A 3,079-nucleotide genomic window follows, 5' to 3' on the forward strand; every position below is an offset into this window, starting at 1 on the left:
ACGTGATTGATAATCTGGCGGCTGGTACGGTCAGCAGTGATAGCATTGGTTTAACCAATGTCCATCAGCGTTTAACCCTGTTGTACGGTGCTGGGCTGCAGTTACGGCGTTTGGAGCCGGGCACGGAAGTCTGTTTTTATTTACCTGATCCGGAGGCAAATTTATGCTAACAGCCATCATCGTTGAGGATGAATATCTGGCGCGTGAAGAGCTGGCCTATCTTATCCGGACGTACAGTAAAATTGATATCGCCGCTCAGTTTGAAGATGGGTTGGAAGCCTTTAAATACTTACAAGATCACGATGTGGATTTGGTGTTTTTGGATATTCAAATTCCATCCATTGATGGGGTGATGTTGGCAAAAAACCTGCGTAAATCCTCACATCCTCCGGAAGTGATTTTTGTGACGGCGCATAAAGAGTTTGCCGTAGACGCCTTTGAACTGGAAGCCTTCGATTACATCTTAAAGCCGTATAACGAAGCGCGCATCACCCATCTGCTGCAAAAAATCGAAGCCCGTAAAGTGCCTGCAGTACCCAATCTTGCAGCTAATGCGGAGTCACCTGCGGCAGTTCATGCCGGTCAAGGCGCCGCGTCATCGGCTACGATAGCGGATGAAGGGATGTTACACCGTAACCAGACGGTGAATCTGGTTAAAGGTGAGCGCATCATCGTCACCCCGTGTGCACAGATCTATTATGCGGAGGCCGATGAAAAACTGACTTATGTGTATACGCGCGATGATCGCTTCGTGATGCCAATGAGCATCAGCGAATTTATCAGCCGCTTACCGGCAGACGGTTTTTTCCGCTGTCATCGCTCGTATTGTGTGAACATCAACAAAATTCGCGAAATCGTGCCGTGGTTTAACAGCACCTATTTGATTCGTTTGCACGAGTTGAGCGCTGAAATTCCCGTTAGCCGCAGTAACATCAAAGCCTTTCGACAACTGATGCGTCTGTAATTGCATTTCATTCCTCCCGTTTTGCAGCTCATGCCTTTTATCGCCAGAGCGGGAGTTTTCCCTCGTATAGTGCCACCACTGAGAGAAGTTATCGCTTCTTACAATCATCATGGTTTATCAGGGGTGGCTTATGAGTCAGCAGCAGTTAAGTCCGCAACAGTATCAACGTACCCGAGTTCTGACACTGCTCGGTACCATTATCACGCAATTTGCCTTGGGCTCGGTGTATACCTGGAGCCTGTTCAATGCACAGCTCTCCAGCAAGCTGGATGAGCCGGTCAGTCAGGTAGCGTTTGCCTTCGGTTTACTAAGTCTGGCGTTGGCGGTGGCCTCATCTTTGGCTGGCAAACTGCAAGAACGTTTCGGTGTGCGTAAGGTGACTTTGGGCGCTGGCCTGCTGTTAGGTTTGGGATTTTTCCTCACCGCCCATGCTAGCAATCTGATGATGCTGTATCTGTGCGCCGGTATTTTGGTGGGTTTTGCTGACGGTACGGGCTACTTGATGACGCTGTCGAACTGTGTGAAATGGTTCCCTGAGCGTAAGGGGCTGATTTCCGCTTGCGCTATTGGTGCGTATGGGCTGGGTAGTTTGGGCTTTAAATACATTAACTTATTGCTGCTTTCTAGCACCGGCCTGGAAAATACCTTCAAAATGTGGGGATTACTGGCGATGGTGCTGGTGATGCTGGGGGCGCTGTTAATGAAAGATGCACCCGTGCGCCAAGAATCAGCCGGCACGCAACAAGCTCATGATTTTACGCTGGCACAAGCGATGCGTAAGCCGCAGTACTGGATGTTGGCGTTAATGTTTCTAACTGCCTGCATGAGTGGTTTGTACGTCATTGGCGTGGCCAAAGATATCGGCGAGAAAATGGTGAACCTGCCAGCAGTTGTGGCCGCCAATGCCGTGGCGGTGATTGCGATGGCGAACTTAGGCGGCCGTTTGGTGCTGGGCATTTTGTCTGACCGTATGCCGCGCATTCGTGTGATTTCGCTGGCACAAGTGATTACGCTGGTGGGAATGGCTCTGCTGCTGTTTGTGCCACTGAATGCCAACTTGTTCTTTGCTGCGGTTGCCTGCATTGCTTTTAGCTTTGGTGGCACTATTACGGTCTATCCGTCTTTGGTCAGTGATTTCTTTGGCTTAAACAACCTGACCAAGAACTACGGGGTGATTTATCTGGGTTTCGGTCTGGGTAGCATTATCGGCTCAGTGGTGGCGTCGCTGTTTGGCGGCTTTATGGCGACCTTCTACTTGATTCTGGCACTGCTGGTGGTGGCGTTGGGGATGTCGCTGACTATCCGTCATCCGCTGGCAACCCAGCATCAGCAGCAGATGGAGTTAAGCTAAGTTGGCTATTTTGTAGGGAAGCAGAAATTTGCCATCAAATGCCAACCACGCAATAGCAGACATCAAGCATAAAGAAAACAAACACAAAAAAAGGCTGCGTAGGCAGCCTTTCTCATTGATGCTCGGAATTGCTTTTATCCGCAGATAACCGAGATCAGCGCGTTCTCTTACAGGGATGTAAACACCGCCCAAGTCCCTCCGGTGACGACAACCCAAAATACTGCCAATTTGATTAACTCTTTCATGTTGCCCTCCCTGCCTGATGTTTTTCAGGTTTCATCCATTAATCGTGTCACTCCCTTGGCTTATCGCACCGCATTGAGGTAGCTCGAAATGGGCTCCTTGCGATAGGCCTCTCAAGTGTTATACCACTTATTTTCAGTTAGTTGCTGTTTGTGGCACGAATATAATGGCGACGCGATCGCAAAACCCATGTTTAGTGCAAATTTCGCGCTGACATTGTGATTTTGTGATCGCGCTAGTATCAAAAATTTCTAGAACTGCGGAGCGGATAACGTTGCGCATCGCTCGTGTACAAATTTACATATAGTCGAACTCTGTTACCCTCCGTTGCGTAAAGATGCAGCCCACTTAATGCAACTTGATGCATCGCTGGTGATAATTTGCAGCCTTGCGATCGGGATGGAGGTGACATGCTAAACCGGATAATTGTATTTGTGCTGATCTGCTATTTTTTCGACTTTGCCGATTTCTTCCTGTCTGACGTATTTAATGGCATTGCGCGCAGCATGATGGCATCGGTG

At 49.0% G+C, this 3,079-nt stretch carries 2 protein-coding genes; both read left to right on the forward strand.

Going from position 1 to position 3,079, the window contains the following annotated elements; translation table 11 throughout:
* Nucleotides 1-163: 163 nt before the first annotated feature.
* Complete coding sequence (locus ACRC27_RS12010) at nt 164-964, forward strand: LytR/AlgR family response regulator transcription factor (RefSeq protein ID WP_438639976.1); 801 nt, start codon at nt 164-166, stop codon at nt 962-964.
* 130 nt (nt 965-1,094) lie between these two features.
* Entirely contained in the window at nt 1,095-2,315 is a 1,221-nt protein-coding gene (locus tag ACRC27_RS12015; protein WP_438639977.1) for an L-lactate MFS transporter, read from the forward strand.
* Nucleotides 2,316-3,079: the final 764 nt, after the last annotated feature.

The sequence above is a fragment of the Plesiomonas sp. genome (assembly GCF_051650925.1).
Classification (GTDB): Bacteria; Pseudomonadota; Gammaproteobacteria; order Enterobacterales; family CAMTGL01; genus Plesiomonas.

What these genes read in the sequence shown, in the direction of transcription:
- ACRC27_RS12015 (WP_438639977.1), top strand. Translation starts at nt 1,095, where the DNA reads ATGAGTCAGCAGCAGTTAAGTCCGCAACAGTATCAACGTACCCGAGTT.
- ACRC27_RS12010 (WP_438639976.1), top strand. Translation starts at nt 164, where the DNA reads ATGCTAACAGCCATCATCGTTGAGGATGAATATCTGGCGCGTGAAGAG.